Below are 25968 nucleotides of genomic sequence, written 5' to 3'. Positions count from 1 at the left end.
GATGGCCACTAAAAAATCCTCAACAAAGACGACAAGCAAAGCTCCGGTTAAAAAGACTGTCAGTGCAAAGCCTGTTCAGAAATCCTCCCCTTTAACCAAGGCGGCAAAGCAAGTAACAGAGCAGGCAACAAAGCGGGTAACAAAGAAGGCAAATAAAAACGATAGTGGCACACCCTTATCTGTGGTGATTCGTCGGCGTATCGAAGCCCAGAAAGCGCGTTTTCATGCAAATGACAATATTGCCGCTTTTATTAAGCCAGGTGAGTTAGAGGGCTTGGTTGATGAGGTTGCAGAAAAAATGCAGGCAGTTCTTGAGAGCTTGGTGATTGATACGGAGAGTGATCACAATACCAAGAACACAAGTCAACGTGTAGCGAAGATGTTTGTTAAAGAAGTATTTAATGGCCGCTATATCGAGCAACCAACCTTAACTAAATTTCCTAATGTCAGCCGCTTAAATGAGTTGATGATTATTGGCCCTATTACGGTTCGCAGTGCTTGCTCTCATCACTTATGTCCCATCATGGGACGTATTTGGATTGGCGTATTGCCAAGTAAAGAATCTGCTTTGATTGGTTTATCGAAATACTCACGCCTAACTGAATGGGTAATGTGTCGCCCACAAATTCAGGAAGAAGCGGTAGTGGAGTTGGCCGATATGCTGGAGAAAAAAATCAAGCCAATCGGTGTAGCAATTGTGATGGACGCAGATCACTTCTGTATGCAATGGCGTGGCGTCAAAGATCGTGATTCCAAGATGGTCAATAGCGTGATGCGTGGAGCTTTCTTGAAAGACTCTAATTTGCGCAGAGAGTTTTTATCACTTCTGGATAAAAGATAAATTGAAGATAAGAGTCTTTGCTAGCCTATGCTTTCCCTTAATCTTATTGGGTTGCTCCTCATATCCTGATGTCAACCAGGACCCAGCCAAAAACAATAAGGCAACTTTTCAGCGTGATGCGCTCGATTGTGCGCAAGCCTATCCTGAGACTAGTTCTGGCACTCATGTTAGGCAACGTGTTAGTTGCATGAATCTCAAAGGTTGGCGTTAAGTCGATCAATAGCTGAACTAATTTCATTGATTTATTCTTTGAGAATAATTCTCAAGTAAATATTCATTTAAATCAATGGTTTAGCATGCCTATGGTCGAGTAATTTCATCTGCTCTATGATCCACTCAGATGCAAATTTTTGTTCTACCTTACTCACTGGAGTCCATATGAAAAATAGTCGTCGCCAATTTATGATTTTGTCCGCTGCTGGTGCTTGTACATTGGCCTTGAACGGTAAAGTTCAAGCTCAAGCAATGGTTGCAGAAACTGATCCACAAGCTGCAGCTTTGGGTTACAAGGCGGATGCCTCTAAAGTAGATAAGGCAAAGTTCCCTAAGTATGCCGCTGGTCAAAAGTGTGATAACTGCGCTTTATACCAAGGTAAAGCGGGTTCAGCTGCTGGCGGTTGCTCATTGTTTGCTGGTAAGCAAGTTGCTGGCCCGGGCTGGTGCTCTGCTTACGCTAAGAAGGCTTAATTGTTCTTCAAGGCTTGATGCGCTCTTTTTGAGAGCAGTCAGTCAAGATTGCCACCTTAGGGTGGCAATTTTTTTGCCTTTTGATTGCCTTACTTCCTAGAGGTTTATCATCTTCCCAGGATGAAACATACCCTTAAGTACTACCTAAAACATTACGCCTTTTATTTGGGTGGGGATCAGCCTCGTGTTGCTTGGGTGGAGAGGATTCGGTCTGTTTTTGGGGCATTTATTGGTTTGATGTTAGCGCTCACTCTCGCTAAGTACCTTGGTGAGCTTAGTGGGTTAGATGAGTGGCTTATGGCCTCCTTGGGCGCAAGTGCCTTACTTGTTTTTGCCCTTCCACAGAGCCCAATGGCTCAACCTTGGGCGGTAATTGCTGGCAACACTCTTTCTGCCTTGGTCGGAATTTCAGTCATTCATCTGGTGGGTGAGCCTTTAATAGCAATGCCATTAGCTGCTAGCTTGTCTATTCTGGGAATGTTCGTTTTACGCTGCTTGCACCCGCCAGCTGCTGCTGTGGCTTTAATTGTGGTGTTGGGTCACGTGATGCATTACCGCTATGCTTTCTTTCCGGTAATGGTTGATTCAGTGCTGCTGGTCTTGGCTGGGGCGGTTTACAGTAATTTGACCGGTAAACGCTACCCCAATAGACCAGGTTGATGCTTTTAAGGCTTTAGCTTACTTTCGCTTGGTAGCTGCAATTGAGGCTATACAGTCCTTAATGCCGTAGTTGTGATATTTGCCCGCATTTTCCTTTTTTAAGGACTGGGCGCACTCAACAACGGAGTTACGGACGTTGATTTTTGGGATGTTATTTGAGCTCATAGTGAAATATCTCCTAATATTTTAGTTATCGGTACTATGTACCAAATGACATTCTAATAAATCTGAGTGAATCTGATAAGCCTATAAAATTGGTATGAATTTTTATAAAAACGAGAGCTATCTTTATCTTATGACTCAAGTCACCCCAGTTATTCTCTGTGGCGGATCAGGCACTCGTTTGTGGCCTTTGTCACGTGCGGGCTTTCCTAAGCAGTTTTTGGTGCTTTCTGGGGATGATTCGAATCAAAGTCTATTTCAGCAAGTGGTTGAAAGAATTAATGCAATTGCGCAAATCGATTCTGTAAGTCTGATTTTGGGCGATACATTAATTGTGACCAATGAAGAACATCGCTTCTTAGCATTGGATCAATTACGAGAATTAAAGGCAATTAACGCCAGCCTACTACTAGAGCCTGTCGGGCGTAATACTGCTCCCGCATTAACATTGGCTGCCTTTCAGGCTGCCAATGATGTAGATCCAATTTTAGTGATTACGCCAGCGGATCAAACGATTAAAAACAAAGTTGCTTTTATTAAAGCGCTACAAGATTGCGTCGCTGTTGTTGATGCGGACGCTACCAAGCAAACAATTGCAATTTTGGGAATTACTCCTACCGCACCAGAAACTGGATATGGCTATATCAAGCGTCAAGGTCAAATCGGTGAGCATCGAGAATATGCTGTTCAAAAGTTTGTAGAGAAGCCCGACCTGAAAACTGCACAAAGTTATTTGGAGGATGGGAGTTATCTCTGGAATAGCGGCATGTTTGTAATGCGAGCAAGTGCATGGCTTGCAGCGTTGAAAGAATTCCGTCCGGATATTTTTGGGGCTACTGAGACGGCATGGGTTGCCAGAACGATAGACCAGTCTGGTGAAACTGCATTTATTCGTCCCGATAAAGAAATCTTCAAAACAATTCCAAGTGAGTCCATTGACTATGCGGTGATTGAAAAATGCCCAGGATCAGAGAAGTTCAATGTGAAGATGATCGAGCTTAATGCAGGCTGGAATGATCTTGGTGCGTGGGATGCGGTCTGGCAAGTGGGCAAGCAAGACGAATTTGGTAATGTGACCTCGGGCGATGCAATGACGAGCAATACGAAGAACTCATTGATTCATTCGAGCGGAAGATTAGTCAGTGCAGTCGGGGTTGAGAATTTGATTATTGTGGAGACCGCGGATGCAGTGCTGGTTGCCGATAGAAGTAATAGTCAAGATGTAAAAAATATCGTGACCCAGTTGGAATCGCAAAAGCGGGAAGAAAAAAATCTTCACCGTAAAGTGGCAAGGCCTTGGGGCTGGTATGACAGTGTGGATGAGGGTGAGCGCTTTAAGGTCAAGCGTATCCAGGTTAAGCCAGGCGCAAGTCTTTCATTGCAAATGCACCACCATCGTGCTGAGCATTGGATCGTAGTGAAAGGTACAGCAGAGATTACTAATGGCGATCAAGTCATTACGCTGACGGAGAATCAGAGTACTTACATTCCTCAAGGACAAACCCATCGTCTCGCAAATCCTGGTAAATCGCCATTGGAGATTATTGAGGTGCAATCCGGCAGTTATTTAGGTGAAGACGATATTGTGCGGTTTGAAGATAACTACGGCAGGAGTGGTGGGTGACCTTTCCTTTTGCCTCGGTCATTTTCTTGACGTACAACCAAGAGCATTTTGTTGAAGAGGCTTTTCTTAGTCTGTTGAATCAAGATACTGACAATATTGAGATTATTGTCAGCGATGACTCTTCCAGCGATGACACCTGGGGAAAAATTCAGAAAGTTGCTAGTGAATATCAGGGTCCTAAAAAGATCATTCTTGCGCGCAATCCCACTAATGTTGGCATTGTTACTAACTATGCCAAAGCCTTTGAAAAATCATCCGGTGAATTGATTTTCATGGCTGCCGGTGACGATATTTCATTGCCGGAAAGATGTTCACAATCAATTCGTTTTTGGATGGATGGTCGTCAAAAATATGATTTGGTTGCTGCCGATGCTTTAGATATGGGATATGACGGAACAGTTTTGGGTTTTAAAGAAAATAGTGATCTTGAGCACTGGACAATAGAAAAGTGGTTTGAGAGAAGACCTTATTTTTTTGGGCAAGTCACATGCTGACTAGAAGGCTACTAAGCCTAGCGCCATTAAATAATCAACTTCCCTATGAGGATCAGTGTTTAGTGTTTAGAGCCATCTTGATGGGCGGCGTGGCGCGCTTACCAGTTCCCTTGATCTCTCACCGTCGCGGTGGAATGACTCAATCAGTCAACTTTAAATTTGCTCATAGAAGGGCGGAAATTGCTCGTGATATGGCAAGGGAGATTTTGGAATTACAGCAATTCTTAAGCGATGCGATTGTTCTCGGTAAAAAATCACTAGTAGAGTCATTGATTGCTAAGAAGTCAGCCTATTGCTATGCACTTTTGCGACTGTTTCAGAATCCTATGTCGCTAGCATCGTTAAAGCAGTTTTGGGGTGATAAAGCCGTCTCAGTAAAAGATAAGCGTCGTTATGCCCGTTACTACTTGCTTTACCCAGTACTTGCAGTGGCTCATGCGGCGAGAGATTTCATTCGCATTCTTAAAGGCAGAGTGACTTCTTAGCAAAAACCACATTCACTGTGAAATTAACGCAGTAAAATGAGTGATTATTCAATTGACATAAGCGCACCATGACCTCGGGGCGTATTTAAATAGAGAGGGTAGTTCAGGTAGATGCAATCTCAGTCACCAACTAGCAATGTGGATACCTATCCCGTTCGCGTATCTGGGATGGTGAGAATGGCTTTGGTCTGTTCATTCGCGCTCTTATGGGCTATTTGGATTCAGCCGCATACAATCGCCTTGCGCCATGCATTATTAACTATCGGGTCTATTTTGGGGTTGTATGTCATCGTTCAAAATTATGAATTATTGAAAACCCGATTTGCATTGCCGATTTATCTCATTGGTCTTCTGTTTGTTTGGATTACTTTCCACTTGTTTTTCCTAAGTCATCAATATGAATTACAGCTAGCAGAATATTTAACTATTTGGAAGCGAATAGCTTGGGGTGCGCCATTCGCAATTGGCTTGGGAATAGCCCTTGGGGGTACAAGTAAAAAAATCGGTGTAGCTAGTGATGGGTATACAAGAGTTTGGTGGGTTTTTTATGCTGGAGTAGTTGCACCCACTGCCATTTATTTAACTAGGACTGTATTAATGTTGTTGGCAGGAAAATTTGACTTGCAACTTCCAAGCGCTGCAATGCATATGCCTGGATCCTCTTCATGGCATATAACTAAAATGAGCCTTGTATTTTTTTGTTTGCCTGCTCTGGCGATTGCTTGCAGTCAATGCATTCGATTAATCAATCAGAAATCAGAGCATCTAATTTTCTTGGGCATTCTATATGGCGGCACTATCCTGGCTGTGCTGACTGTTTTTTATCTTGAGAATACAAAAAATGGTATTGCATATTCAGTGATGTTGATAGCGGTAATGTTATTGAGGGTCGCGATACTCAGGAGATCTAAATGGGGGTGGCGTGATGGGATCATTTCGGTATTAGCAATTCTTGCCATGGTTTTTTTTCTAGCGCAACACATTCAGAAAAATGAGTCATGGAAAACTGTATTTGCTGATGTGAAGGTTGCACAGCGACTAGATGAAATAGATTCTTGGAAGTACTATGGGGCGAGGGGCTATCCTAATAATGAGTTAGGCAAGACTGTTTCTATCACAAACTATGAGCGTGCTGCATGGGCAATGGTGGCAGTTAGACTGATTGGTCAGCTACCTCAAGGTTATGGGCTTATATACAAATCATTTGGTTATTACGGTAAAGATAAATGGCCTGAATCTACATTATTTCAGGCCCACAGTGCATGGCTCGATCTGACTTTAGGTATTGGAATTCCGGGTGTATTTTTACTGGTGCTGGCTGGCGTCATTGCCCTAAAAAATGCCTCTAAAGCTTGGGGGGCAATAGCTTTGTGGATGCTATTAAGTATTACGCTCTTAATGACCACCACTGAAGTTTCCCAGCAGGTTTATATTGATGCTTTGGCGTTCTTGATTCTATGGACGGCAGGTTTAGGTTTGCATGACCATACTCAGTCTGACATCAATTAGTCAAGGTATTCTACGATTCGTTAGTATTTTTACACACTTTATATATAACAATAGAAACTCATGACTAAATCAAAGAAGGTTGCCCTTATTACTGGCATTACTGGCCAAGATGGCTCTTACCTTGCGGAGTTTTTGCTGGAAAAGGGGTATATCGTTCACGGCATTAAGCGTCGTGCCTCCTCTTTTAATACTGAGCGTATTGATCACCTCTATCAAGATCCGCACGTCAATCATCCAGATTTAATTTTGCACTATGGTGATTTAACTGACACTAGTAATTTGGTGCGAATTATTCAAGAGTGCCAGCCTGATGAGATATATAACTTGGGCGCACAAAGTCACGTAGCTGTTTCTTTTGAGTCTCCTGAATACACTGCAGATGTGGATGCAATGGGCCCCTTACGGATGCTAGAAGCAATTCGTATTCTTGGTTTGGAGAAGAAAACCCGTTTTTATCAAGCATCCACTTCCGAGCTCTATGGTCTAGTGCAAGAGATTCCTCAAAAGGAAACTACACCGTTTTATCCAAGAAGCCCTTATGCAGTAGCCAAGATGTATGCCTATTGGATCACCGTGAACTACCGTGAGGCTTATGGCATCTATGCTTGTAATGGTATTTTGTTTAACCATGAATCCAAGCGCCGTGGTGAAACATTTGTTACTCGGAAGGTTACTCGAGGTCTGGCTAATATTGCTCAGGGTCTTGAGCAGTGCTTGTACATGGGCAATATCGATGCTCTGCGTGATTGGGGTCATGCTAAAGATTACGTGCGCATGCAATGGCTCATGTTGCAACAAGATAAGCCTGAAGATTTTGTGATTGCAACTGGCGTTCAGTTTACTGTTCGTGAATTTATTATTCTTTGCGCTAAACAGCTTGGCATTACCCTGAAGTTTGAGGGTGTAGCGGAAAATGAAAAAGCGATCGTAGCAAGTATTCAGGGTGATAAGGCGCCAGCATTAAAAGTAGGCGATGTCATTGTGCAAATCGATCCACGCTACTACCGTCCGACTGAAGTTGAAACGCTCTTGGGCGATCCAACTAAAGCTAAGACAAAGTTGGGATGGGTGCCGGAAATAACTCTTGATCAAATGATTACCGAGATGGTGGCCAATGACTTAGATCAAGCTAAGCAACATGCTTTACTACATAAGCATGGTTTTTCTGTAGCGGTTGGTAAAGAGAATTGATTTGAATGACCTAATGACTAAGCCTGATCAAAAAATTTATGTAGCAGGGCATCGTGGCATGGTGGGCTCTGCTATTGTTCGTCACTTACAAGCTAAGGGTTTTAAAAATATTGCTGTCCGCACGCATGAGGAGTTAGATTTAACGAATCAAGCTGCAGTCCAAGAATTTTTTGAGGTGGAGCGGCCCGATCAAGTGTATTTGGCTGCTGCTAAGGTGGGTGGTATCCATGCAAATAACACCTTCCCGGCAGAGTTCATTTATCAGAACCTCATGATGGAAGCGAATGTCATTCATCAGGCTTTTGTTGGCGGGGTCAAAAAACTTTTGTTTTTGGGGTCTAGTTGTATTTATCCTAAATTAGCGCCACAGCCAATGAGTGAGTCAGCACTCTTAACGGGGACTCTGGAGCCAACAAATGAACCTTATGCGATTGCGAAGATAGCAGGCATTAAGTTGTGTGAGAGCTATAACCGTCAATATGGCCAAAGCCATGGCATTGACTATCGTTCAGTAATGCCAACTAATCTCTATGGACCCGGTGATAACTATCACCCAGAGAATAGTCATGTAATCCCCGCGCTCATTAGAAGATTTCATGAGGCTAAGGTGGCCAATGTCCCCGTGGTGACGGTCTGGGGCAGTGGGGCCCCAAGACGGGAGTTCTTGTACGTTGATGATATGGCTGCCGCTTCAGTTTTTGTCATGGAGCTTGAGAAAAATATTTACGACCAGCACACTCAACCGATGCAAAGTCATATTAATGTGGGTTTTGGTAGTGACATCTCTATTGCGCAATTAGCAGATGCAGTAGCAAAAGCGACCGGCTACAAGGGTAGAATTGAATTCGACCCATCAAAACCAGATGGCGCCCCAAGAAAGTTGATGGACTCTAATAGGATTAATAGCTTAGGTTGGAGGCCTTTGATTGATCTAGATCATGGTCTTCAGACAACATATAAGGGGCTAGCTCTCTGAATGAGATAGTGCCTACTGTGCTGGCTAAGGCGCTATTTTGAGCCAAGATTGTGGCAGTAAATTGCTTAAATTGATTTCTGCCTTATTAATCCATCTGTTAGGCGAAATAACTTTTTGTCCTTTGTCAGCATCTGATAGCCAGGCTCCCCACCAGCTTAAAGAGCTGTTGGCAATAATGTGATGCTTACATTGGGTCATTAAGAAGAGTTCATTAATTACCGAATCATGGTGTGGTTCGTTGTGAATAAATGTTAGGCAATACTCTTTTGGTAGATTTTTCATGGCCCATTCAATATCATCAGAAAAAACAAAAAAATGAGCTTTTGGTTGCCACTCTAGAATTTTTTTCATACTTTTGAGGTAGTAGTCTAGATCGAGAACCCCATTTAGAGTGTTTGCGCTTTTTAAGGTTACATAGTCACCCCTCCTAATGTGAATCATTACTGAGGTAGCGTTCTGAATTTCTTTTAAATATAGGCTGTAGTGCTGACTTATTTGGGAGCGAGGCTTTAAAATTTTTTGTAGCTCGGTTCTAATGCGCTCAAAGTATTTAAAGGACTGCCAATAGCCAATCAAAAAATAATTTTTATTGGGCGATAGTGCTCTATCAAAAAGGGAGTCGTCAAAGAAAAATGGGTCATTGTTGTGGAGGATTAGCTCCTTAGGCCTTGGAAAAAAAAGAGCTAATTTTTGCAGTAGGCTATTTTTAGGAAGAAATTTTCTGTATGTACAACTCTCTTCAGGAATCTTTAGAGAGCTAAGAAGGAGGTGACGTGGGGTTAAGTCTTTTGGGGTTGAGTGATACCAAGAGTCGTCCAGAATCAAGCTTGCATTATGATGTCTTGCCAATGCCTTGGCGGTAGCATATTGGAATAGTTGATTTCCTAGCCCACCCTTGAGGTGCACAATGATAGTCATTTTGCTATTGTAAAATAGCGCAAGTAAGTATGACTAATATATTTAAAAAAATCACCCAAGATTCAATATCAAAAATATTTATTTTTTTGATATTACTGCCAGCTACCTATAACTTTTACCCTGGTATAAAAAAATTCCCAGATTATGACGCATATGAAACTATGTTTAATACTTGGGATAATTTACCAAATATAAACTGGGGTCCATTATATATATTAATAAACCATGCTTTTAAATTTCTAGGATCAAGCTATTTTAATTTTAGAATATACCTATATTTAATCTCTGCTTTTTTCATAATAACCTCTTTCTTCATAATAAAAAAAAATTATTATAGTTTAGTTAAATTTAACTATTATCAGGTAATTGGATTTTTAGTAGCAATTGAATTTTATATTGAATTTCTATTAATTAGGATTAGGGCTGGCTTAGGAATAAGCATAGCAACTCTTGGTGTTTGTATTTTTATTGCTAATAGGAATTACTTTCTCACTTTTTTATTGATTCTTATCTCTTATTTTATCCATTCATTTTCTGCAGTTGTTGTGGCATGCATGTTAATTCCTGCTCTTTTGTCAAAAAATAATAATCATTTATATTTTAATATAAATCTGGTTTTTTTAGGTACTTTTATAATTTTTTGCGCTGAAATTGCAAGTGAATATCGAGGTTTTATGGCCTATTCAAAATTAAATATTTATCGATTCATTGCAATATCCCCAGTAGCTTTTTTTGTTTACATGGTTAATTGCAAATTTTTTGATAGAGATGAGAGTATTTTTGGTTTTGATGGCTTTATTAATAATTTATTAATTCTATATTTATCTTTAATGTTTGGAGTTTTTTTAACATATTTCTCCGGAGTATTAAATAACTCTGGGGAAGGGCTTCTTAGAATAATATACATATTTGATATTTTTTGGATTTTCGCTCTTGTTTTAACAAAAAGTAGATACAGGCTAACTATTGCATACATAGCGTCTATTAATGCAGTTTTTTTTGTTTATTCAGTATTTTTAAGATAATAATTTATAGATGAATAAAATTACACTATTTAACACCGGGAAGGTATTTGAAATTCGAAGTGGTCAATCAGTTTTGGATGCTGCACTTGATGCGGGCATACTTTTAGAGTACGCATGTAAAACTGGCAGATGTGGGTCGTGTAAATCTAGACTGATTAGTGGGAAAACCAAGCTTCTTTATGAGGAGACTTCCCTAACTAGCGCGGAATTGGATGAGGGGTGGTTTCTTAGTTGCTCAAGAACTTCATTTGATGCCGATCTCGAGATTATTGCCGAGGATTTATCAGGGTACCCAATTCAGAAACCTCAAATATTTCCTTGCAAAATTGATGATTTAACCTATCTAAGCAATGATGTACTGCGCGTCTCTCTTCGATTGCCCACGGGCAAAAAATTGAGCTATAGGGCTGGACAGCATATTGACATTACAGCTGCTGGTGGTTTGACTAGGAGCTATTCATTAGCGCGGGGGATCTCTTCGGGTGGCGCTCTTGAGTTGCATGTTCGTAAGGTTGGTGGCGGGTTAATGAGTAATTACTGGTTTAGTGAGGCAAAGAGTGGAGACTTATTAAGGATTAATGGGCCTAAGGGAACCTTCTTTTTGCGGGATGTAGGAGGTCTTGATCTCGTATTTTTAGCCACTGGCACTGGAATAGCCCCGATAAGAGCAATTCTTGAAGATTTGAATAGGGTGGGCGAGCTCGAGAAGCCTGCTTCGGTGAGTGTTTATTGGGGTGGTCGAAGATTGCAGGATTTATATCTCGATAAATCCGAGTTCAAAGAAGGCGTTAATTATTGCCCAACATTATCAAGAGGGGATGCTAGTTGGGATGGCCCTAGAGAGTATGTCCAAAATTTGGCTTTAATGCATGGAGGCCCACTTTCTAATGTTAGGGTTTATGCTTGCGGATCTTCTACAATGATTGAAGATGCGCGATTAAGGTTTGTTAATGCGGGCCTAAAGCCGGAGCACTTTATCTTTGATGCGTTTGTCCCCTCTTTCTAAGAGATAAATTATGAAAGCTGTCATTCTTGCGGGTGGTTTAGGTACCCGCTTAAGCGAGGAAACTGCCACGCGACCAAAACCTATGGTTGAGATTGGTGGCAAGCCAATGCTCTGGCACATACTTAAGATTTATTCCCACCATGGAATTAATGATTTCATTATTTGCTGTGGATATAAAGGCTATTTAATAAAAGAGTATTTTGCGAATTATTTTTTGCATATGTCTGATGTCACTATAGACATGAATAAGAATGAAATGCAGGTTCATCAGAAACGTGCAGAACCCTGGAGAATCACTTTGGTGGATACCGGCGATGAAACAATGACAGGTGGGCGGTTGGGTCGTGTTCAGAAGTATTTGGGTGAGGAGTCTTTTTGTTTTACCTATGGTGATGGCGTTGGCGATGTCGACATAGCTGCCAGTATTGCCTTTCATAAGCAACATGGAAAGTTAGCAACTTTGACTGCAACGTATCCGCCGGGAAGATTTGGCGCTCTTGAGATAGCAAATAATCAGGTGATTGAATTTAAGGAGAAGCCTCAGGGTGACGGCGGCATGATCAATGGAGGCTTTTTTATTCTTGAGCCCCGTGTGGTTGATTTAATAACAGATGACAAATGCATATGGGAGCAAGAGCCTTTAATGACGCTGGCCTCTAGGGGTGAGTTGATGGCATTCGAGCACCATGGTTTCTGGCAGCCGATGGATACCTTGAGGGATAAGCAGCATCTAGAAAATCTTTGGGCTAGTGGCACAGCTCCCTGGAAATTGTGGGATTGAGATGTCTAATTTAAAGGCATTTTGGCAGGGTAAACGAGTTTTAATTACCGGACATACCGGCTTTAAGGGCGGCTGGTTAAGCTTATGGCTGGGGAATTTGGGGGCTAAGGTCTCAGGCTTTGCTCTGGCGCCAGAAACAACCCCAAATTTTTTTACGATTAATGACATGCACTCTAGGATTGATAGCCATATCGGAGATGTTAGAAATTTTCACGATTTTCAGTCAACTATTGAGAAGGTAAGGCCAGAAATAATTTTTCATTTAGCAGCCCAGCCACTAGTGAGATTGTCGTATGCCCATCCAGTAGAGACGTATGCAACAAATGTGATGGGGGTTGTGCATTTACTAGAAGCGGCTCGTAATATTGGATGTGTAAAGGCAATTGTTAATGTCACCACTGATAAATGCTATGAAAATAAGGAATGGCTTTGGGGATATCGCGAAAATGAACCAATGGGTGGGTATGACCCCTACAGTAGTAGTAAAGGTTGTTCAGAGCTCGTTACACAGGCGTATCGCCAATCATTTTTAGCCAATGAAGGGATTAGGGTTGCCTCAGCAAGAGCGGGCAATGTTATTGGGGGTGGTGACTGGTCATTAGATCGGTTGGTGCCCGATCTTTTGAGGGCGCTTGAAAAAAATCAAGCTGCCTTGATACGCAATCCTCATGCGATTCGACCATGGCAACATGTTTTGGAGCCTTTATTTGGTTATTTATCCTTGGCTCAAAAATTATCTTGCGATGGTGGCGATGCTTATGCGCAAGCATGGAATTTTGGACCAAATGATTCTGATGCTCGCCCTGTAAGTTGGATTGCAGAGCAGTTAGTGAAGTCATGGGGTAATAATGCCAGTTGGATTTTAGATGGCAAAGATCATCCGCATGAGGCGAATTACTTGAAGCTAGACATATCTAAGGCAAAAGCTGGGCTGGGCTGGTCTCCTACATGGGACTTGTCTATTGCATTAGAAAAAATTATCGAGTGGCATTTGGCATTCCAGGCTAATAAGGATATGCATGAATTTTCTCTCGATCAGATTGAACAATATCAACAAGCAGTGTTGTTAAAAAAGAAGGTTCTTTAAGAAAATGAGTACAGCTAAAACTCCTGAAGAGTTAAGAAGTGAGATTGCTAAATTAGTGGGTCAATTTGCGGAAATTGCTTTTGCTGCAAAACCATTTGTTCCGGGTGAGACCTTGGTTCCGGTAACCGGAAAAGTGCTGGGCGCTCAAGAGGTGCAGAACATGGTAGATGCAAGCTTGGATGCTTGGTTAACCACTGGCCGGTTTAATACTTTATTTGAGGAGCGACTCGCCAAGTATCTAGGAGTAAAGCACACTCTTACTGTGAACTCAGGCTCCTCTGCAAATTTAGTCGCATTTTCTACCTTAACCTCCGCTAAGCTTGGGGCTAGAGCCATACAAAAGGGGGATGAAGTCATAGGGGTAGCGGCTGGATTTCCTACTACCGTAAACCCCATCCTTCAATTTGGTGCTATTCCTGTATTTGTGGATGTGGATTTAGATACGCACAATATTGACGCATCAAAAATTGAAGCGGCAATTGGACCCAAAACTAAAGCAATCATGCTGGCACACAGTTTGGGCAATCCCTTTAATTTAGATGTTGTCACTGCTTTGTGTAAAAAACATAATTTGTGGCTCATTGAGGATTGCTGTGATGCGTTAGGGGCAACTTATAACGGTAAATTAGTCGGTACTTTTGGAGATTTGGCCACCTTGAGTTTTTATCCAGCGCATCACATCACGATGGGCGAGGGGGGTGCGGTCTTAACAAATAATACTGAGTTAAAGCAGATAGCCGAATCTTTCCGAGATTGGGGCCGTGATTGCTACTGTCCGCCTGGAAAAGACAATACCTGTAACAAACGTTTCTGCTGGAAATTAGGCAATCTGCCTGAAGGCTATGATCATAAATATACCTACAGTCATCTGGGGTATAACCTAAAGATTACTGATATGCAGGCCGCTTGCGCCCTTGCTCAAATGGATCGTCTCGACGATTTTATAGCTACTCGGAAATTGAATTTCAAGTATCTCAAAGAGCGTTTATCTAGCTGCCAAGATTTTTTACATTTACCGCAAGCCACTGCGGGGGCGGATCCATCATGGTTTGGATTTCCATTAGTCCTTAAAGAGTCTTCTGGTGTGAGGCGGGTTGACCTTTTGCAATATTTGGATGACAACAAAATAGGTACAAGATTGTTGTTTGCAGGTAATTTAGTTCGTCAGCCATACATGCTTGGTAGAGAGTTTCGCATCAGTGGAGATTTAACCAATACTGATATTGTGATGAATCAAACTTTCTGGATAGGCGTCTATCCAGGCTTAAGCAAAGAACATCTTGATTACATGGCGGAAAAGCTCGAAGAGTTTTTCGGGGTGGGCTTCTAGGCATCATGAGATTGCTTGAAGAGTTGCTGCCTGGTGTGTGGGTTATAGAATTAAACAGACTTGCTGATGAGCGTGGTTTCTTTCAAAAGACTTATCTCAAGGAAGGGTTTTTGGATATGGGAATTTCTTTTGAGTGCATGGAGGAATATTATTCGATATCAAAAAAAGATGTAGTGAGAGGGATGCATTTTCAAACACCTCCTTTTGATCATGCTAAGTTAGTCTACTGTCCAGTGGGGAGTGTGCTCGATGTGTTGCTAGATATCCGCAGCGGAGCCGGATATGGAAAAACAGCAAGTATCGAATTAAGAGCCACACAACCTCTGGCAGTGTATATGCCGCCTGGTATAGCGCATGGATTTAAGGCGCTTGAAGACCAGACAATGATGGTGTACAAAACTAGTACTGCTTATGAACCCAAGAATGATGCAGGGATTGCTTGGGATAGTTTTGGGTTTGAGTGGGACGTAAGTGAGCCTATCACCTCTGAAAGAGATCAAAGCCATCCAAGATTTGGTGTATTTAAGACCCCATTTTAATTATGAAAATTTTCTTAACTGGAGGCACGGGATTTGTTGGAAGCCATTTTCTTGCCCAGGCGCTAGCAGATGGTCATGAGGTAATTGCGCTAAGACGCCCAGGTAGTTTGACAAGAATTCCATTGATGGTCCAGCCGCGTTGGATTGAGGGATCTCTAGATGAGAATTATGAGGGGCTATTCGAAGAGGTTGATGTATTTGTTCATATGGCATCTCATACCCCAAATCCCCCTTATGACTCTTTGGAACAATGTACGTACTGGAATGTTTACGCATCCCTGAAATTAACTACTCAGGCAATTAAGCAGGGTGTAAAAAAATATGTGATCGCTGGATCTTGTTTTGAATATGGAAAGTCGGCTGAAAGATTTGATTACTTAGATATAGATACTCCCTTGGAGCCTACATTGTCGTATCCAACCTCAAAAGCTGCGGCATCAGTAGCATTGATGGGTTTAGCACGCGAAAAGGCTCTCCAATTAAAGTTGCTGAGAATATTTCAAGTGTATGGTGAAGGCGAGCCAGCCAATCGTCTTTGGCCATCCCTGAGGGCTGCAGCTGACAGTGGCGCTGATTTTCCAATGAGCAAAGGCGAGCAACTCCGTGATTTTATTCGGGTTGAAGAGGTTGCAAAAGCATTTATTCAGGCCCTAGATTTTTCAAATTGCACCTTCGGCAGTCCTTCAATACAGCATGTTGCAACTGGATGCCCTCAATCGGTATTAGAGTTTAGTCAGTATTGGTGGAATCGTTGGCAGGCAAGAGGCCGCCTAATTGTTGGCGCAGTGCCTTATCGACATAACGAAATGATGAGAGTTATTACGAGCAAACAAACAATAATAAGTTAATTGATGAATTGAGTGAATGTGAAAAATATAAAAAACCATCTTAAGGATATCCTCAAAGAGGAGGGGCTAAATCTTACCGAAAATCCTCGTGGAACCGATAAGGGAGATAAAAAATCTTACGTTGATAAATTTTACGAAAAAAAGTTTTTTCCATTTCGTGAAAAGCAATTGCGACTAATGGAAATTGGATTTAGACACGGAGCTTCTTTAGCTCTTTGGTCATCTTATTTCGTAGATGGAAAAATTTTTGGATTGGATAACTTATCAGATGCTTGTATTCAAGAAAATCTAACCATTAATCAAAATTGGTTAAATAGGCAGAATGTAGAAACAATTATAGGGGATGCTTATAGCGAAAATTTTTCTAAACAAGTTCAAGGACCCTTTGACATCATTATTGATGATGGACCGCATTCGATATGGTCTCAAAAGAAGGCCGTAGAACTCTATTTGAAAAAAATGAATGATGGCGGATTATTTATTATTGAAGATATTTTATTAGGGGGCGTAGCTATTTTCCCTTTGCTAGCATCTGTTCCGAGTGGATACATCGCCAAGTTTTATGATTTTAGATTACATAAACTATCTGGAGATAACTGTCTCTTCGTGATTCAAAAAGAGTCTAGGATTCTTATGGTGATATTAAATCGTTTGCTTGTTTCATTGACTGGTGTAATGTATTTATTAACTGAAGGCTCTTTGCGTTTATTGCGTAAGGTATTTAAAGTGGCTGGAGTCTTTTAGTAGCCATGCCTCAAAAGATGTCCAATATCACTTTAGTTGCTGTAGCCACCAAAGAGATTGAAGAAACTGCAAAAGCTCTTGAATATAGCCAACGAGGGCTAGAGTTTGAAGAAGTCTTATTTTTTGCAAGTCATGATCCTTGCCTTGAAGGGGAGAGGAATTACAGTTTCCATAAAATCCCCGCTTTTAAAGATGTCGGTGAATGGGGTAAGTTTATTGTTTTTGAACTGCATAAGTTTATAAGAACAGATTACATTATTTTGATTCATGCTGATGGATTTATTGTGCATCCTGAGGAATGGGCTCAGGAATTTTTAGAGTACGATTACATCGGTGCGCCATGGCCGCTTCCCAAGGACGCATTCTCATATAGAGATGGATTAGGGAATATTATTCGGGTAGGTAACAGCGTGTCTTTGAGAAGCAAGAGGATATTAGAGCTTCCAGAAAAATTTGGGCTTGAATGGAGTAATGCAGATCATGGATATTTTCATGAGGATGGATTTTTATGCGTTCAGCACAGGGACGTGTTAATGAAGAACGGCATTAAATTTTCACCGCTCTCAGTGGCCTGTCGGTTTTCTAGGGAGCGAACTATTCCAGAAAATAAGGATATTAAGCCTTTTGCCTTTCATAAGTGGCAGGGTAAAAATAAAAATTATCCGAGATTCACCAGAAGGGCGACATTGTGGGACGTTCTTAAGAGGCTAATCAATAAATACAAGAGAAGTGTCTAGATGACTAAGATTATCGATGCATTCCTTTTTTTTCAGGAATTAGATTTACTTGAGATTAGGCTAGAGCAACTTGATCCTTTTGTGGATTTATTCGTAATTTCAGAGGCCGGTCAGACTTTTAGTGGGAAGCCAAAAGAGTTCAATTTTGAGAAAAATAAAGAACGTTTTGAAAAGTATCTTCATAAAATACATTATCAAAAAATAGAAGATTGTCATGAAAATTACCAATCGGTAATTAAATATCTAGAAAACTCTCAAGATCCAAGTCATCATAAGGTTCGTCGAATTTTAGAGTTCCACCAGCACTACCCAAAATCTGAAATTCATTGGGTGTTGGACACTTATCATCGAGAGTCATTGCACGTTGCCCTAGACAAAATGGCGAATCACGGTGATATTGTACTTATATCCGATTTAGATGAAATTCCTTCAGAGTTTATTTTTAATGAAGATAATTTGCGAAAGATGATGGCTCGACCGCAGGTGTTTCAACAGTATGAGTTCAGATATTTTCTAAATTACTATAAGGATGGTGAGTGGCTCGGAACTATAGGTGCCAAATATCAAGACATAACAAATTATTCGTTAAATAGTTTAAGGATAGATTCTAAAAAAGAGCGAAACATTATTAATCCAAGCCCGATCAAAAATGCGGGATATCATTTCACCACCTGTGGTGGAGTTGAGGAAATAAAACGAAAGATTGCAGGCTGGGGTCACCAAGAATTTAATAACTCCGCTGTGTTAAAAAATTTAGAGGAGAATATTAGCAAGGGTAAGGATATTTTTTATCGAGAGTCTGGCACTAATCTGAAGTCAATTTCGATTTTAGATTCTAAATTCTTTAGCCCAAGATTTTCTAAGATCTTAGCTAAATATCCTCATTTGATCTCTCAGCGAGCCATAGATCATCAAGATTCAAAAAACTTTTCTGATTATTTGGCGTTATTAGCTTTGAATCTTAAAAAAGTTAGAACAAAGCTGATGAGGTTGTTATAAAGATGACTGCTGTTGAAAATGATATTTTCTGGGTAATTAGTAATTACCGACAAGATCCGAGTGCTGTAATTGAAGCCTTGTGCGGAGAGTATCAGATTTCTAATCAGAGTAAATCTGATTGCATCCCTCCAGAATTTATTAATGATGGAAGACTTGTGGATACTTTACATAGCGGCCACAATCTTAGCGACTACTTGCAATACATTATAGAAAACTATGATCGCCTTCCTTGTCGTATTGGTTTTGTAAAGGGGAACCTATTTCCTCGCCATATTTCGAAAGAAATTTTCTTGGAGCGTAAGAAGTGTTCTGGATTTGTCTCGCTTTATGGCGATGAAAAAAATTTTTCTCCGCAATATAAATTTCACGTACCACTTTTTTATATTGGGCAACAAGTCGCCCCAGGATCTTATCTAGAGATAGCGAATAACTGGTATGCTAAGCAGCGAAATCCTGGCCATTACTATCCTAAGTTAAATGACTTATTTCAGGCAATTTTTAAACGGTCGGCGCCTAAATATGTCATATTTACTCCGGGTGCCTGCATGATTGTTCCTAGGGAAAATATTACTCGATGGCCATTGAAGCTCTATCGACACTTGTATGAAGTGGTAACTTATGAGTTCTTTCCGGTCGAAGCTTTTCATCTTGAGCGAATTATGTTGTACCTATTCCAGCACTCTAAGATATGAAGTTTACTGGACGTCTTGGAAGAAATATTTTTGGGCTAGGGGCCCTACAGGGCATGAATCTAGTCGTTACCTTTCTTACTTTGCCATATTTGACTAGAGTATTAGGTGTTCAGGCGTGGGGTAATATTGTTTTTGTATTGTTGATCGTAAATTATGGCATCTGGGTGGTGAACTGGGGTTTTTATTTGGGCGCTACTCAGAGAATTGCAGCGTCAAGAGATCATAAGGAGCGTGTATCTAAAATTGCATGTGAAGTTTGGGTTGCACAATTTCTTTTGGCTATCATTTCGATCACAATTTATTGGATATTTATTAAATTATTTGCTGAGCAAAAACTTCAGTCAGTATATTTTGCGGGTTATGCTATGCTGATTGGGAATTTATTAACTCCCTTGTGGTTTCTACACGGCTTAGAAAAGGTATGGGAGGCTTCCTTCACCCTGTTAATGGCAAAGATTGTGGTCTTGCCTTTTATTTTTATATATATTAATAGCGAAAATGATGCCTTTTTATATTTACTGTTCAATGGGGTTGGATCTATCGTTATAGGAATTGCTTGCCTATACTGGATGTACAGGGGTAATTTTGTTTATTGGCGTAGTCCAAAAATTAGAAATATATTAAAAGTGATTGTTGAGGACTCTTCCTTTTTCTTTACATCCATGACCTCTAATTTAACTGCTTCAATTATTCCTACTGCGCTTGGTATATGGGCCAGCCCGTCGGATTTGGGTCTATTTAACATCGCTGATCGTATTAAGGCTGCTGCAATCACTATTTTTCATCCAGTTGTTCATGCGTTATATCCAAGAATGGCTTATCTGTTTTCGGCAAACAAGATGGCGGCGATAAAGTTATTAAGAATAAGTGGAATTGCGATATTTGGATCATCTTTACTAGTCTCTTTTATATTATTTCTACTTGCCCCTAAACTGATTTTATGGATAGGGGGAGAAAATTTTTCGGGAGCCATTCCTTTGTTGAGGATCCTTGCATTAGTTCCACTAGCTAGTACTATTTCCGCGTTTATTGTTCATCAAGTACTGATCCCCTTACAGCAAAGGAAATTTTATTTAATTTCATCGCTTATTATTTTGATGACTACATTGCTATTAATATACCCAAGCATTACATATTTTGGTTTACGTGGTGCGACGACAACAATGCTCTTGGCCGAGTTAATGGGTTGTTTTTGCCTAATTTTTTTCACGTGGCTCCTTCGCGGGGCGCTTGGAAAGCCTAATATATATGTCTAGTCATATCTTATCTACTGAATTTCTTGATGGTCAAGGCCTGGGAAATCAGCTCTGGGCTTATGCTGCGACTAGAAGCCTGAGTGAGCGCTTAGGTTTTGGTTTCAAATTGAGAGGTTTTGAGCGTTTTAAGGGTTCTGCATTTTTATCAATATCAGAGCACGTTAATATTTCTATCGAGCGGGATAATTGCACTAGTAAATTAATCCTTCCCACCTATCATGAGCGTCAGTACTATGATCCAGAATTGAAATTGCTCTCGACATATTTTGACGAAGAGGTGTTGAATTTACGTAGTAGTCATGATCTCAAAGGTTACTTTCAAAGTGAGCAATATTTTTTTGGAGATATTGAAAAGCTTAAGCATTACTTCATAATTGACGCGAAGATTTTAGAAAAGAACTCTATTCCAAGTGACATTTGCGTGCTTAATTTGAGGGGTGGAGAATATAAACGCTTTAAAGATTTAATTCTTCCGCAGTCATATTGGCAGAATGCGCAGAAAAATATGATGGAATTGTATGGCATCAGTAAATTTTTAGTTGTTACGGATGATTACCGGTATGCAAAAAAAATATTTCCTCAATATGAGATTGTTAGCGGTAATGTTGGGGACTGTTACGCGGTATTAAACAGTGCTAAATATGTGGTCGCATCTAACTCCAGCTTTTCCTATTTTCCCATTAAGACTAACCTAAACTCTCCTATAGTAATTGCCCCTCAATACTGGTCACGCTTCAATAACTCTTACAAAAGATGGGCTGCACCAGCTAATTTTTATGCTGATTGGTTATGGCAGGGGGCTGATGGTGAAATACAGGGTATAGAGGGGTGCATCGGATGTGTTCAAGACACCATTCAGTTTTATCGAAGTGAATATTTCGTTTCTTGCCCCCCTTCACAACTAAATCAGGGTTTTAGTTGGAAGATTCTTATTCCGACCATGCTTCGCCCTCATATTAAAAAATTTCTCTCTTATTTTTTCCCCACTAAGATTGGATGATTGAGAAATTCTTTCATCACTAATGCATTTTGATAAGCAATAAATGAATAATTTAACAGTACTAACTTCGCCTATAAAGTTAAGCATACTGCTTCCTTCTTATAACTATAAAGATGGTCTTATGAGGATTCTTCGTCATTTAGAGCCATGTATTCAGGATGATATTGAGATATTGATTGGGGATAACTCTACCAATACTGAAATTAGCGAAGCTATTGCGCCTTGGTTGGAAAAGTATCCAAATAAGATTCGTTATTCTTGGAATAATCCAATTAAAACCCCAATTGAAAATTGGAATTATTTAGTTGATGAATCTACCGGAGAGTATGTTTGGATGATTCATCATGATGAGTATCCAGAAAGTCATCACATTGTGAAGGAATTGCTCAAGTCATTGAAGGTAAATCCATCAGTAGATATTTTTTTGCTCCATTGTCATCTTACCTTTGCTGGTGGTTTTTTTTCTAGATCACACTTTAATGTCAAAATCAGAGACTGGTTAATTAAGAGAAACCCATTCTATTTATTGCGTAGGAATGTTATTGGCCCTACTGGGATCTTGGTTGCTAGACGTAGTTTATATCCGCGCTTTGATTTGAAGCTTATTTGGTTGGTAGATGTTGATATGTATGTGAGGCTTTTTTCCAAAACATCAAAATGGATATCATGCCCTCACATAGCAATTTATTCTGAGCAAGAAAGAACAACCAGCCTGACAAGGGGATTAGGGGGTTCAATCAAAAATATTCGTGTAGAGGAGCTAGGATACTTGCAGAAAAAAATGCATTCTCATGATATTTGGATTGGTCCATATCGAGGCGAGGGGCTGACCAGGAAGCTATTACGTTCAATTGAAACAATGATTTGGTATACCTACAGATTTCTTACTAAAACAATCGCTTCGGCTTCATATAGGTTAAGCCTCAAGAAGTAATATTTCTTTTTTAAGACTAAACTACGGGTGTTTTTTAGTGGGAGATTTTCCGGTCAAACACTCAACAGTTCTTATGATACCTTCGTCAATATTAATTTTCGGAGACCAATCAAGTGCTTTCTTGATTTGATCATTAGAGAGAATACATTCTTGAATATCAAAAGATCTAGCTTCTTTGTATTGAATCTCCGGGTTCGCGCCGGTAATTGAGAGAACTTTTTGAATGATCATATTTACTGAGAGACCTACACCTGAGCTGACGTTGGCGACCATAAATTTCTCGGTGTTATTCAATGCACTTACTAATGCATTACCTACATCATCTATGTGAATGTAATCTCTAACAATACTGCCATCTCCCCATATGGTTACTGGAATTTCATGTGTGATATTGAAGCACAGTGTATTAATAAGCCCCTGCATTTTTTTGATATTGTGGTGTGGGCCATAAGGATTTGATATACGAAGTACAACAGCATTAATGTGCGAATTCAATGCAAATAGATGTAGATATTTCTCAATGGATAGCTTGGTAATTCCATATGAACAAATTGGATTGGTGGGATGCTTTTCGTCTAGCGGTAAATATTCAGGTTTTCCATATACTGTGCCGCCGGATGATGCAAAAATAATTTTCTTATTTTTAGCATTAGTCATGAGGTTTAAGAGTCTGATAGTTCCCAGTAAATTATCCTCAATATCTTCTGAACTTTTTGTATGGGGAAGGTTTGGAAGCGTATTGCATATGAGGTGATAGACAACGTCAATTTCTTTAAGTGCTAGCTCTAAGTTTTCACCAGTGCTAAAGTTGCCTTGAATGTGTTTAACAGTTGTCGACTCAGAAGAGTTTTGGCTTGAGGAATATGTTCTTACAAAATGCCCTTGTTGCTCTAACTTTGCAACTAAATTTTTACCAATAAATCCTGTTCCACCCAGTACTAGACATCTCATATTATTGTTTACTTTCTGAGATGGCTGTAATAGAGGTGGCGCTTAAAATTGGCAGGCATTAGGGAGATAACTGCTCGTACTGAGGCCCAAGTCATTGCACCAGCCCAAGAGCGGAATTGATATTGGGCCATCAAGCTGTGTAATTTGAATTCATCTTTGGCGATTTTAATTCCTCCGCGTCTGCGGAACATATCGTCACCTGTAGTGGCATATACCAGTGGCTCAGGAATATTGAGCGCTTTAGCTCCTTGGCCAAGAGCCTTTATCCAGAGCCCATAATCTTGGTACGCGATATTTGGATATCCGCCAATCTTACGCATAAAGTGACTGTCGTAAATAACGGACATATGGTTGAATGGATTTCGAAAAGGGAGAAATTTTTTTATGGTCTCCAAAGTTTCGGGAACCGTTCTTTGGGAAAGGATTTGCCCTTGATGATTCACCTCAGTAATAAAGGAGCCAATTAGCTTGACATCCATATTTTTTTGTAAGAAAGAAAGTTGTTTTTCAAATCGATCTAAGTAGTTGATGTCGTCTTGATCGCATCTTGCTACCCATCGTGTTTTAACGATAGCTAGTCCCTCATTAAGGGCTGTTGCTAATCCTTTATTGTGCGTAAGTGGTAATACTCTAAAGTAAGAATATTTATCTTGAAATAGTGAAAGAATCGATTGAGAGTCACTTTGGATGGGGCCATCAATGACAACCAAAACTTCATCTGGTTGGACGGTATTTTGAAAGATGCTATCAAGAGCGCGATGAAGTAACTGATTATCGCAATTCCAATAAATAGACATTAAGGCCGTTAATCCCCCAGGAAATCCCGATGAAAAAACCTGAGGACTATCGATCATATTTTCTTGTGCTGCGATGCTATTCCCCATTTTTTTCGCTTATAAGAAATCGTATCAGGTTAATCAATCTTATTTGAGCCATTTGGGTATATTGAAGCGCACTAAAGCCCGATAAATTGCAATGTAACTTATACAAAATAGAAACGAAAATCCGATTAGCATTGGAGTGTTATTCCAAAATAGAATTGCGGGAGCAGTTGCTAGGCAAGAGAGCCCCCATAAGTATGGTGATGTACGTGCATTCGATAAAAAACCTTTACTAGGATCTTCGGCCCGGAGCCATCTAGCAATTCGGCCATAAACTAACATATGTAAATGCACTCCATCTGGTACTCCAGGACTGATTTTTTTAATTACCTTTTTTCTCCATATGGAAAAAATAGTTTCAAATATTGGGTAGATATTGATTAAGCAAGCAAACCATGGTGAGACTTCAGGGTTGCGTGATACCAGCATGATGGAGAGTATGCCAACCCAGAAGCCTATGAAATAAGCGCCGCCATCACCAAGAAAAATTAACCCTTGTGGATAGTTCCAAATAAAAAATCCAACAATCGAACCAATCATGACCAAAGAAAAAATAATGGTTACAGAGTCATTGACTCTAAAGGCAACATAGCCAATTGCACATAAAGTAATTATGGCAATCATGCTGGCTAACCCATTAAATCCATCAATAATGTTATAGGAATTAGCGAGGCCGGCAACAGTGATGCAAGTAAATAGAATTGAAAAAGCTGGAACTGTAAAAATTGGATCAATCCAGGAAATTCCAATTCTTGGTATTCCGATATTTAGAAAATAGCATGCTAGTGCCGCAGACATAAAGGTCGCAACCAGCCTTGTCATGGCGCCTACTTTTTTTGTGAGATCTTCTGCTAAACCTGTCATCAACGCGGGTAAGGCGCATAAAATTAAAGTGCCTAAATGTACCCCTGAATTAGGATCTTGCCACAAGCGAAACAAGAAGGCGACCGTAAGGCCTGCTGCGATAGAGATACCGCCAATCCGTGGAGTTGGCGAAGTATGAAATTTTTGTACGCCCTCTAGATCTGAGTCACTCGAAAACTTTTCATGTAAAAATTTATATCTTATGAGTAATAAGGTGATAAATGCTGAAGTGAATAAGGCTAAAAAGGTGGGAATCATGATTAAACCAAGCGCTCTATATTCCGCTTATTAAATTTCGAAAATGTCACTAAAGGCTGAATAATGATTAAAGATATTTTTAAATAAGGAGTAATTCATTTCGTGATGTCATTATTTAAAAGAATGGGTTCCTGGGTCTTGGGTAGAACCTATTTTATCCCTATGGCCCGGGGTATAGGGATGTCTCTAGATTATTATTGAAGTGACATGGGTTAGCCGATCAGCATATGGTTTGGGCCATTTGTACGTGATTTTGCAATCTCAGGCTCTAGTTGGCGGACTATGATTCGTAAATGCCCAGCTTTTTTGGGCTAAGAGTCGTCCAAAAATCCATAATTCGTCAATTTTGGTAATGTATTCATTGACTCCTGTTGGTTTTGACACTTTCTCTATCTAGTAGCGCCAAAATGTTCGGTGGCGGCAGTGATGATAGCCTTCTGGGTAGTATGTTCCAAAGGCTGCCTCGACCCAGTCTCCGATAAGTTTTGG

General features: G+C 40.3%; 28 protein-coding genes. 23 read left to right on the top strand and 5 right to left on the bottom strand.

Translation table 11 applies throughout. The annotated features are described in order from the left end of the window. Position 1: 1 nt before the first annotated feature. The 3 genes from folE to AOB49_RS03155 all read left to right on the top strand — a co-directional run bounded on the left by folE (position 2) and on the right by AOB49_RS03155 (position 2188). Positions 2-841 carry a GTP cyclohydrolase I gene (gene folE, locus AOB49_RS03170; protein ID WP_082784037.1) on the top strand — a complete coding sequence of 280 codons (840 nt, stop codon included), beginning with the start codon at positions 2-4 and terminating at the stop codon, positions 839-841. Positions 842-1219: 378 nt separating this feature from the next. Further along, the gene (locus AOB49_RS03160) at positions 1220-1528 is read left to right on the top strand and encodes a high-potential iron-sulfur protein (RefSeq protein WP_062307835.1); all 309 of its coding nucleotides are present in this window, start codon (positions 1220-1222) and stop codon (positions 1526-1528) included. A gap of 120 nt (positions 1529-1648) precedes the next feature. Further along, positions 1649-2188: an HPP family protein gene (locus AOB49_RS03155; protein ID WP_062307833.1), complete on the top strand. Its 540-nt coding sequence runs from the start codon at positions 1649-1651 to the stop codon at positions 2186-2188. 18 nt (positions 2189-2206) lie between these two features. On the opposite strand, the gene AOB49_RS11975 is transcribed toward AOB49_RS03155, so the two are convergent. Further along, complete coding sequence (locus AOB49_RS11975; RefSeq protein WP_156471318.1) at positions 2207-2353, bottom strand: hypothetical protein; 147 nt, start codon at positions 2351-2353, stop codon at positions 2207-2209. Between the two features lie 94 nt (positions 2354-2447). On the opposite strand from AOB49_RS11975, the gene AOB49_RS03150 reads away from it, so the two are divergent. The 6 genes from AOB49_RS03150 (at position 2448) to fcl (ending at position 8629) form a co-directional block, all read left to right on the top strand. Then, the gene (locus tag AOB49_RS03150; protein WP_281177801.1) at positions 2448-3974 is read left to right on the top strand and encodes a mannose-1-phosphate guanylyltransferase/mannose-6-phosphate isomerase; all 1527 of its coding nucleotides are present in this window, start codon (positions 2448-2450) and stop codon (positions 3972-3974) included. Continuing rightward, entirely contained in the window at positions 3971-4468 is a 498-nt protein-coding gene (locus AOB49_RS03145) for a glycosyltransferase family 2 protein (protein WP_062307831.1), read from the top strand. Before AOB49_RS03150 ends, AOB49_RS03145 begins: the two co-directional genes overlap by 4 nt. Further along, positions 4462-4953: a hypothetical protein gene (locus AOB49_RS03140; protein ID WP_062307828.1), complete on the top strand. Its 492-nt coding sequence runs from the start codon at positions 4462-4464 to the stop codon at positions 4951-4953. Before AOB49_RS03145 ends, AOB49_RS03140 begins: the two co-directional genes overlap by 7 nt. 111 nt (positions 4954-5064) lie before the next feature. After that, positions 5065-6462, top strand: coding sequence for an O-antigen ligase family protein (locus tag AOB49_RS03135; RefSeq protein ID WP_062307826.1), 1398 nt, complete (start codon positions 5065-5067; stop codon positions 6460-6462). Between the two features lie 60 nt (positions 6463-6522). After that, positions 6523-7653 carry a GDP-mannose 4,6-dehydratase gene (gmd, locus tag AOB49_RS03130; RefSeq protein ID WP_062307823.1) on the top strand — a complete coding sequence of 377 codons (1131 nt, stop codon included), beginning with the start codon at positions 6523-6525 and terminating at the stop codon, positions 7651-7653. A gap of 13 nt (positions 7654-7666) precedes the next feature. After that, the gene (fcl, locus tag AOB49_RS03125) at positions 7667-8629 is read left to right on the top strand and encodes a GDP-L-fucose synthase (protein ID WP_062307821.1); all 963 of its coding nucleotides are present in this window, start codon (positions 7667-7669) and stop codon (positions 8627-8629) included. A 24-nt stretch (positions 8630-8653) separates the two neighbouring features. Here fcl and AOB49_RS12220 read toward each other — a convergent pair whose 3' ends face one another. Next, the gene (locus AOB49_RS12220; RefSeq protein ID WP_216634621.1) at positions 8654-9535 is read right to left on the bottom strand and encodes an alpha-1,2-fucosyltransferase; all 882 of its coding nucleotides are present in this window, start codon (positions 9533-9535) and stop codon (positions 8654-8656) included. A 41-nt stretch (positions 9536-9576) separates the two neighbouring features. Here AOB49_RS12220 and AOB49_RS03115 point away from each other — a divergent pair, with 41 nt between their 5' ends. From AOB49_RS03115 to AOB49_RS03050, 14 genes are read left to right on the top strand one after another with little or no spacing between them, the layout of a single operon-like run. Continuing rightward, complete coding sequence (locus tag AOB49_RS03115; protein WP_062307815.1) at positions 9577-10572, top strand: EpsG family protein; 996 nt, start codon at positions 9577-9579, stop codon at positions 10570-10572. Positions 10573-10582: 10 nt separating this feature from the next. Continuing rightward, positions 10583-11578 carry an FAD-binding oxidoreductase gene (locus tag AOB49_RS03110; RefSeq protein ID WP_062307813.1) on the top strand — a complete coding sequence of 332 codons (996 nt, stop codon included), beginning with the start codon at positions 10583-10585 and terminating at the stop codon, positions 11576-11578. Positions 11579-11588: 10 nt separating this feature from the next. Beyond that, positions 11589-12359, top strand: a complete 771-nt coding sequence (rfbF, locus tag AOB49_RS03105; protein ID WP_062307810.1) for a glucose-1-phosphate cytidylyltransferase — start codon at positions 11589-11591, stop codon at positions 12357-12359. Position 12360: 1 nt separating this feature from the next. Further along, complete coding sequence (rfbG, locus tag AOB49_RS03100) at positions 12361-13446, top strand: CDP-glucose 4,6-dehydratase (protein WP_062307808.1); 1086 nt, start codon at positions 12361-12363, stop codon at positions 13444-13446. Positions 13447-13450: 4 nt separating this feature from the next. After that, positions 13451-14776, top strand: coding sequence for a lipopolysaccharide biosynthesis protein RfbH (gene rfbH, locus AOB49_RS03095; protein WP_062307805.1), 1326 nt, complete (start codon positions 13451-13453; stop codon positions 14774-14776). An 11-nt stretch (positions 14777-14787) separates the two neighbouring features. Then, complete coding sequence (locus AOB49_RS03090) at positions 14788-15315, top strand: dTDP-4-dehydrorhamnose 3,5-epimerase family protein (protein ID WP_216634619.1); 528 nt, start codon at positions 14788-14790, stop codon at positions 15313-15315. A 2-nt stretch (positions 15316-15317) separates the two neighbouring features. Next, positions 15318-16163, top strand: a complete 846-nt coding sequence (locus tag AOB49_RS03085; protein WP_062307801.1) for an NAD-dependent epimerase/dehydratase family protein — start codon at positions 15318-15320, stop codon at positions 16161-16163. An 18-nt stretch (positions 16164-16181) separates the two neighbouring features. Next, on the top strand, positions 16182-16907 hold the full coding sequence (locus AOB49_RS03080; protein ID WP_062307798.1) for a class I SAM-dependent methyltransferase: 726 nt from the start codon (positions 16182-16184) through the stop codon (positions 16905-16907). Positions 16908-16912: 5 nt separating this feature from the next. After that, the gene (locus AOB49_RS03075) at positions 16913-17644 is read left to right on the top strand and encodes a DUF5672 family protein (RefSeq protein ID WP_062307796.1); all 732 of its coding nucleotides are present in this window, start codon (positions 16913-16915) and stop codon (positions 17642-17644) included. Then, positions 17645-18643 carry a glycosyltransferase family 17 protein gene (locus tag AOB49_RS03070; protein ID WP_062307794.1) on the top strand — a complete coding sequence of 333 codons (999 nt, stop codon included), beginning with the start codon at positions 17645-17647 and terminating at the stop codon, positions 18641-18643. A 2-nt stretch (positions 18644-18645) separates the two neighbouring features. After that, complete coding sequence (locus AOB49_RS03065; protein ID WP_062307791.1) at positions 18646-19335, top strand: DUF3431 domain-containing protein; 690 nt, start codon at positions 18646-18648, stop codon at positions 19333-19335. Then, entirely contained in the window at positions 19332-20591 is a 1260-nt protein-coding gene (locus AOB49_RS03060; protein ID WP_062307789.1) for an oligosaccharide flippase family protein, read from the top strand. Before AOB49_RS03065 ends, AOB49_RS03060 begins: the two co-directional genes overlap by 4 nt. Beyond that, the gene (locus AOB49_RS03055) at positions 20566-21591 is read left to right on the top strand and encodes an O-fucosyltransferase family protein (protein WP_156471317.1); all 1026 of its coding nucleotides are present in this window, start codon (positions 20566-20568) and stop codon (positions 21589-21591) included. Before AOB49_RS03060 ends, AOB49_RS03055 begins: the two co-directional genes overlap by 26 nt. A 43-nt stretch (positions 21592-21634) precedes the next feature. After that, positions 21635-22525: a glycosyltransferase family 2 protein gene (locus AOB49_RS03050; protein ID WP_082784035.1), complete on the top strand. Its 891-nt coding sequence runs from the start codon at positions 21635-21637 to the stop codon at positions 22523-22525. A gap of 21 nt (positions 22526-22546) precedes the next feature. Here AOB49_RS03050 and AOB49_RS03045 read toward each other — a convergent pair whose 3' ends face one another. The 3 genes from AOB49_RS03045 to AOB49_RS03035 are packed head-to-tail and all read right to left on the bottom strand — an operon-like array spanning position 22547 to position 25479. After that, the gene (locus AOB49_RS03045; protein ID WP_062307782.1) at positions 22547-23476 is read right to left on the bottom strand and encodes an NAD-dependent epimerase/dehydratase family protein; all 930 of its coding nucleotides are present in this window, start codon (positions 23474-23476) and stop codon (positions 22547-22549) included. An 8-nt stretch (positions 23477-23484) separates the two neighbouring features. Beyond that, complete coding sequence (locus AOB49_RS03040; protein WP_062307779.1) at positions 23485-24360, bottom strand: glycosyltransferase; 876 nt, start codon at positions 24358-24360, stop codon at positions 23485-23487. Positions 24361-24399: 39 nt separating this feature from the next. After that, positions 24400-25479, bottom strand: a complete 1080-nt coding sequence (locus AOB49_RS03035; RefSeq protein ID WP_062307776.1) for an MraY family glycosyltransferase — start codon at positions 25477-25479, stop codon at positions 24400-24402. Positions 25480-25968 lie beyond the last annotated feature (489 nt).

This window comes from Polynucleobacter sinensis (genome assembly GCF_001595985.1).
In the GTDB taxonomy this organism is placed as follows: domain Bacteria; phylum Pseudomonadota; class Gammaproteobacteria; order Burkholderiales; family Burkholderiaceae; genus Polynucleobacter; species Polynucleobacter sinensis.
Note: the sequence above shows the minus strand (reverse complement) of the source record. Positions and strands in the feature narration are given on the sequence as shown.

Excerpts from the sequence above, each read along its gene's own strand:
- AOB49_RS03060 (WP_062307789.1), top strand. The coding sequence starts at position 19,332 with ATGAAGTTTACTGGACGTCTTGGAAGAAATATTTTTGGGCTAGGGGCC.
- AOB49_RS03155 (WP_062307833.1), top strand. The coding sequence starts at position 1,649 with ATGAAACATACCCTTAAGTACTACCTAAAACATTACGCCTTTTATTTG.
- AOB49_RS03115 (WP_062307815.1), top strand. The coding sequence starts at position 9,577 with ATGACTAATATATTTAAAAAAATCACCCAAGATTCAATATCAAAAATA.
- AOB49_RS03045 (WP_062307782.1), bottom strand. The coding sequence starts at position 23,476 with ATGAGATGTCTAGTACTGGGTGGAACAGGATTTATTGGTAAAAATTTA.
- AOB49_RS03075 (WP_062307796.1), top strand. The coding sequence starts at position 16,913 with ATGCCTCAAAAGATGTCCAATATCACTTTAGTTGCTGTAGCCACCAAA.
- rfbH (WP_062307805.1), top strand. The coding sequence starts at position 13,451 with ATGAGTACAGCTAAAACTCCTGAAGAGTTAAGAAGTGAGATTGCTAAA.
- AOB49_RS03050 (WP_082784035.1), top strand. The coding sequence starts at position 21,635 with ATGAATAATTTAACAGTACTAACTTCGCCTATAAAGTTAAGCATACTG.
- AOB49_RS03065 (WP_062307791.1), top strand. The coding sequence starts at position 18,646 with ATGACTGCTGTTGAAAATGATATTTTCTGGGTAATTAGTAATTACCGA.
- fcl (WP_062307821.1), top strand. The coding sequence starts at position 7,667 with ATGACTAAGCCTGATCAAAAAATTTATGTAGCAGGGCATCGTGGCATG.
- rfbG (WP_062307808.1), top strand. The coding sequence starts at position 12,361 with ATGTCTAATTTAAAGGCATTTTGGCAGGGTAAACGAGTTTTAATTACC.
- AOB49_RS03150 (WP_281177801.1), top strand. The coding sequence starts at position 2,448 with ATGAATTTTTATAAAAACGAGAGCTATCTTTATCTTATGACTCAAGTC.
- rfbF (WP_062307810.1), top strand. The coding sequence starts at position 11,589 with ATGAAAGCTGTCATTCTTGCGGGTGGTTTAGGTACCCGCTTAAGCGAG.
- AOB49_RS03040 (WP_062307779.1), bottom strand. The coding sequence starts at position 24,360 with ATGGGGAATAGCATCGCAGCACAAGAAAATATGATCGATAGTCCTCAG.
- AOB49_RS03085 (WP_062307801.1), top strand. The coding sequence starts at position 15,318 with ATGAAAATTTTCTTAACTGGAGGCACGGGATTTGTTGGAAGCCATTTT.
- AOB49_RS03160 (WP_062307835.1), top strand. The coding sequence starts at position 1,220 with ATGAAAAATAGTCGTCGCCAATTTATGATTTTGTCCGCTGCTGGTGCT.
- AOB49_RS11975 (WP_156471318.1), bottom strand. The coding sequence starts at position 2,353 with ATGAGCTCAAATAACATCCCAAAAATCAACGTCCGTAACTCCGTTGTT.
- AOB49_RS03110 (WP_062307813.1), top strand. The coding sequence starts at position 10,583 with ATGAATAAAATTACACTATTTAACACCGGGAAGGTATTTGAAATTCGA.
- gmd (WP_062307823.1), top strand. The coding sequence starts at position 6,523 with ATGACTAAATCAAAGAAGGTTGCCCTTATTACTGGCATTACTGGCCAA.
- AOB49_RS03135 (WP_062307826.1), top strand. The coding sequence starts at position 5,065 with ATGCAATCTCAGTCACCAACTAGCAATGTGGATACCTATCCCGTTCGC.
- folE (WP_082784037.1), top strand. The coding sequence starts at position 2 with ATGGCCACTAAAAAATCCTCAACAAAGACGACAAGCAAAGCTCCGGTT.
- AOB49_RS03070 (WP_062307794.1), top strand. The coding sequence starts at position 17,645 with ATGACTAAGATTATCGATGCATTCCTTTTTTTTCAGGAATTAGATTTA.
- AOB49_RS03140 (WP_062307828.1), top strand. The coding sequence starts at position 4,462 with ATGCTGACTAGAAGGCTACTAAGCCTAGCGCCATTAAATAATCAACTT.
- AOB49_RS03035 (WP_062307776.1), bottom strand. The coding sequence starts at position 25,479 with ATGATTCCCACCTTTTTAGCCTTATTCACTTCAGCATTTATCACCTTA.